Below are 4,968 nucleotides of genomic sequence, written 5' to 3'. Positions count from 1 at the left end.
CACAACCTCTACCCGTCACTACCGTGGATGACTCAAACTGGGAGCCGGATGGTGTAACGCTCCAAGTCCGGTTCTGCGAGGGCGGCAGCGCGTATCAGGAAACTGAGATCGCTGCCGCTACTCTCCAATGGAACGTTTATGTTGAGCTCAACATAACTGTTCCGTTGTACCTCAGGCCCTGCTATGTAAAGTTAAAGTTGACGACATCGTCAACAAACGGCCATAATCACCACACCACTCATCTCTTACGGTGTCATTTAGTTGGCTTCCGTTTGAGACGAAAAAGCCGCTCACTGGGCGGCTTTTTCACGTCTTGAAAGAGCAAACGCAGCCGTGTCATCAAGCGAAAAGGCCCCAAAGAGAACAGCCGTCTACATTGATGGCTATAACCTGTACTACGGCAGGTTACGAGGCACCCCATTTAAGTGGCTTGATGTCGTTCAACTCTTCCAGGCATTGCTGACACAGCGTGACCAAAACGAAAGCTTGGAACGCGTCAATTTCTTTACCGCTTATGCTTTGGCCTCCTTTGCAACAAATGGCAAGGCCGCTGTTGAGGCTCAATCGGCATACCACCGAGCATTGAAGGCCCGATACGGTGCGCGCTTTGACATCATCTATGGCAATCACTCTTACGACAGTAGCGGCGCGCTATTGCCAGCCTTCGTTCCAGGTCAGCCTTATGACCGCAAAAAACGTGTCAGAGTATGGAAGCTTGAAGAAAAAAAGACGGATGTGAATTTAGCGATCACCATGTATCGGGACGCATGTCAGGGGCGTTATGATCGTATTGTATTGGTGTCTAACGACAGCGATGCAGAACCTGCCCTGGAAGCCATCCGCCAAGATTTTCCCCACATCATGATTGGCGTCGTCACACCAGTTCACCCCCCAGTCGCGGGAAGTACCACACACCGTCGTGTTAGCGGTTCCCTCCTGAAACTCTCAGATTGGTCTGTCTCAAACCTTACCGACGAACAGCTACAACAAGCGCAATTACCTTCTGTAGTACCAACCAATAAAAAGGCTATTCATAAACCGAAACATTGGTAACTAGATAGGATTTCGTAGAGGGGATTTATGTCAGATTGGGACAACTATCGGTTACGCAGTAGCACTGTGCCGCCGTCGTTTTTTGTACCGCCTTGGGTATGGGCACTGCTAGTTCCTATTGGTGTATTTGTGGGCCTCTTTGCTTACGAGCAATACACCGTTTACAGGTTTGAGAAGGCGCTTGCAAAGACCGCCAAGGAGGTTGAATTGGCTGGTCACCGTGCTGTTGTCGAGTCCAACCAGATTCGATTTGCTGAAATTGAGGCACAGCAGGAGCGTAATTACCAGGAAGCCAAGCGCCAAGAGGCTTTGCTCGTCGAGCAGCGGCGACTTCAAATTGCACATTCCGTTACAGGCTGCGCTACTGATGCTAAGCGCACCAAATGTTCCTGCTTTGATGCCAGCGCACGCACTGTTCCGGCCATTACCACCGAACAGTGCATGATGGCCGTAGATAAAGGCATGCGCTGGTTTCAGTATTACTATGCCAATGAGTCCAGCTAAGGTGTAGCGGCCCGTTTAGCCTGCGCTTCCCGTGCTCAGACCTTTGCTACCGCGCCCCCGACGTAGTGGCCAAGCGCTGCGCAGGTAGGCCGAACCGTGCAAGGCGGTAGCAAAGGGTTCCGGATTGCTCGACATCACCCGTGTCCCTTTAAGGGAAGGTCGAATAGCTTCGGAGGAAGCTTACTCTCAGGCTCAGCGATGGTTACTCAACCCTTCTTCTGACGAACGGCTTCCTGGGCGCTCTTTCTTGCCAGCGAAGGTTTGCAACTATTTCGGCTAGGCTATCCGCTAAGACAAGGCATCGATCATCATTGGAGAACGATCGTTCTCCGCATAGAATTTGTTTGTGTTCTATGCGTTTGATCCATCGCTATGTCTATCTGCCCTGTGTGGCTCAACCAAGTTTGGCTGCCCGATAAAGCCATCGCTTTACCGGGAGGCTGTCACGTACAGCGCCTTGCTACGGCTACGTCGCCAACGGCTATTCCTCTGCCTACTGAGTCTGTGGCGGCCGGCTTCCCGTCGCCTGCCGCTGACTACATGGACGAAAGCCTCAGCCTGGATGAACTTTTGATTGCGCATCCTGCTGCGACGTTCATGGTGCGGGTGAAAGGCGATTCCATGCAGGACGCCAATATGGGCGAAGGGGATTACTTGGTCGTGGACCGCTCCATTACGCCCCAATCCGGCGACATCGTCATTGCCATACTCGACGGGGCATTGACGGTGAAACGCTTAAAGCAGGAAGGGGCGCGCGTGTACTTGGTGCCGGAAAACCCGGCCTATCCCGTGATTCAAATGCAGGAAGGACAGGAGTTGGTGGTATGGGGTGTAGTGACATCGACTATTCGTCGTTTCCAGCGCGGATCGCATTGATCGACGGGAACAACTTCTATGTCTCGTGCGAGCGGGTATTTAACCCCAAGCTGGAAGGCAAGCCGGTGGTCGTGCTCAGCAATAATGACGGCTGCGTTGTGGCCCGGTCGAATGAGGTGAAAGCCTTAGGCGTCAAAATGGGTGTGCCCTGGCACCAACTCAAAGACTTGGCCCGGCAGCATCACATCCTCGCCTTCAGTAGCAATTACGCGCTTTATGGCGATATGAGCCAGCGCATGATGTCGGTCATCGGCCAGTTTGGGCCGGACACGGAAGCCTACTCGATTGATGAATGTTTTCTAGACTTGTCCGGCTTTCAGCATTTGAACCTAGTCGATTATGGCCATGCGCTACGTAAGCGGGTAAGGCAATGGCTGGGGCTACCGGTCTGTGTCGGCATAGGGCCGAGCAAAACACTGGCGAAACTAAGTAACCATATCGGAAAGAAGCGCCTTGAGTACAACGGCGTGTTTGATCTTGCACGCCTATCACCTGCGGAAGCTTCCAGGCTGTTTGCAGAGATAGAGGTAAGCGAAGTTTGGGGCGTGGGCCGTCAATTGACCCGATGCTTGGCCGAGCAAGGCATCTCCACCGTTGCTGACTTGCGCGCTGCTGACCCAATGCAGATCAAGCGGGCTTACTCTGTTGTACTGGCTCGCACGGTGCGAGAACTACGCGGCGAAGCCTGCATAGAAATGGAAGAGGTCGCGCCCGATAAGCAGCAGATCATGTGTAGCCGGGGGTTTGGCGTATTGATCGGCAGCGAATGGGAATTAGGCGAGGCGATATCAACCTATGTAGCCCGTGCCGCTGAAAAGCTCCGCGCTCAACAATCTCTTGCCGGTGCATTGCAGGTATTCATCCAAACCAACCCGTTTCGTACCCAGGATGCGCAATACAGCCGGGGCGTAACCATGCCCTTGGCCAACCCCAGCAACGATACCCTGGTGCTGACTCAGGCCGCGCTGGCCGGTCTGCGCTATCTGTACAAACCGGGCTTTGCCTATCACAAGGCCGGGGTAATGTTGGTAGACCTTGTGCCTACTAAGCTGCACCAAGGCAGTTTGTTCGAGGACGAAGCCACATTGCTACGTCGGCGTAAGTTGATGGCAACCCTGGACCACATCAACGCCAAAATGGGTAAAGGCACCCTGAAGCTTGCCAGCGCAGGTACTGCCCCTGTGTGGACAATGCGCCAGGATCGATGTTCGCCGCGTTACACGACGCGCTGGGTAGATGTACCTATTGTCTGGTGAACGGCTTGATACCGGATTTAGCGTTATGCTCGAATCCAATCTTTATCCCACGCTCGGATTCTGCATGTGTACCAACTTCACGCCCAGCGACAAGAAAATCATTTACGAGATGTTTGACGTACCAGTGCCGGACGTGAGTTTCAAACGAGAAACATTTCCTGGCTATTTAGCGCCCATTGTGCGGCGTAGCCAGGAAGGTGCATCGGGAAGCATGGAATGTATCGCTGCCAACTTTGGCTTGATCCCCCCTTGGGCAAAAGACAAAGGAGTGAGCCGAAAAACGTACAACGCCCGCACGGAAACCGTGGGCGAGAAACCGAGTTTTCGGCATGCTTGGAAGGCACGCCAATTTTGTTTAGTACCGATGTCCTGCTTTTTCGAACCCAACTATGTCACGGGCAAGCCGGTACGGTGGCGCATCGAGAATGAAGGGAAGCAAGACTTTGCGGCAGCGGGGATTTGGGAGAGCTGGAAAACCGACGGCCACGATGAAATGTCATTCTCGCTGCTGACCATCAATGCAGACGGCCACGCGCTGATGGGGCAATTTCACAAGCCAGGTGATGAGAAGCGCTCATTAGTCATTGTTCCCCCCAACCAATACAGCGAATGGCTAACCGCGGATGCCGAATTGGCGAGAACATTCCTAAGCCTGAGCCCATTGGAAAATTTCAGTGCCCAGGCAGCGCCAAAACAGCCCCACACGCTCGACCTTTTCTAGTGGAATGAATGTGACCATGCCGGAAGGGTTGGACGATAGGTGTAGGGCGCGAGGTGACTGTACCGTAAGTTTTCGTAACTATTGGACCGGTGTGTTTCTGACGGCAAAGGGCAAAGGTGTCGGAGTCTAGTGGCAGCGCGCCACATCGACCGGGCTCGACCCTTTTCACGCGGAGCGTCACCCGCTTGGCCTTGGCAGTCACCGCGCTGCCGCGTTGCTTTTCCCGCCCAGCTGGAGCCGAAACCTGCCCGCTACTTCACCGGCACAACGATGGATTCAAAATAATATCGGGGTCAGCGCCAATGATTTTCACGGGTAAGTCCCGTTCGCGGTGCGACGTGGGTTCCGCTCTGCATCTGCTTAAGTCCATTACAAATCAGCTGCTTGCCCGCCTCATTATCCAATGGGGCGAACTAACACACCCCTGAGCAGGGCGAGCCAACAATGATGCCGCCAATTATTTTTAAACATTTCTATCGCTCACCCTAAACACTGGCGATTGCCATCCGGACATATTCGTCGACTAACGCCGCTATCGAAATAGCGGCTCGTTTTTTT

At 53.6% G+C, this 4,968-nt stretch carries 5 protein-coding genes; all 5 read left to right on the top strand.

Annotated features, from left to right (window positions below):
* The first annotated feature begins 333 nt into the window (after positions 1–333).
* A complete protein-coding gene (locus CSQ89_RS19900; RefSeq protein ID WP_099407765.1) occupies positions 334–1,053 on the top strand; it encodes an NYN domain-containing protein in 720 nt (239 codons plus the stop codon).
* A 27-nt stretch (positions 1,054–1,080) separates the two neighbouring features.
* Entirely contained in the window at positions 1,081–1,557 is a 477-nt protein-coding gene (locus CSQ89_RS19895) for a hypothetical protein (RefSeq protein WP_099407764.1), read from the top strand.
* A 372-nt stretch (positions 1,558–1,929) separates the two neighbouring features.
* Positions 1,930–2,433 (top strand): LexA family protein, encoded by a 504-nt coding sequence (locus tag CSQ89_RS19890; protein WP_099407763.1) that lies wholly within the window; start codon positions 1,930–1,932, stop codon positions 2,431–2,433.
* Complete coding sequence (locus CSQ89_RS19885) at positions 2,382–3,689, top strand: Y-family DNA polymerase (protein WP_099407762.1); 1,308 nt, start codon at positions 2,382–2,384, stop codon at positions 3,687–3,689. Before CSQ89_RS19890 ends, CSQ89_RS19885 begins: the two co-directional genes overlap by 52 nt.
* A gap of 64 nt (positions 3,690–3,753) precedes the next feature.
* Positions 3,754–4,410, top strand: a complete 657-nt coding sequence (locus CSQ89_RS19880) for an SOS response-associated peptidase (protein ID WP_099407761.1) — start codon at positions 3,754–3,756, stop codon at positions 4,408–4,410.
* Positions 4,411–4,968: the final 558 nt, after the last annotated feature.

The sequence above is a fragment of the Chitinimonas sp. BJB300 genome (genome assembly GCF_002735695.1).
GTDB lineage: Bacteria > Pseudomonadota > Gammaproteobacteria > Burkholderiales > Chitinimonadaceae > Chitinimonas.
This window is presented reverse-complemented; position numbering and strand designations above follow the sequence as displayed.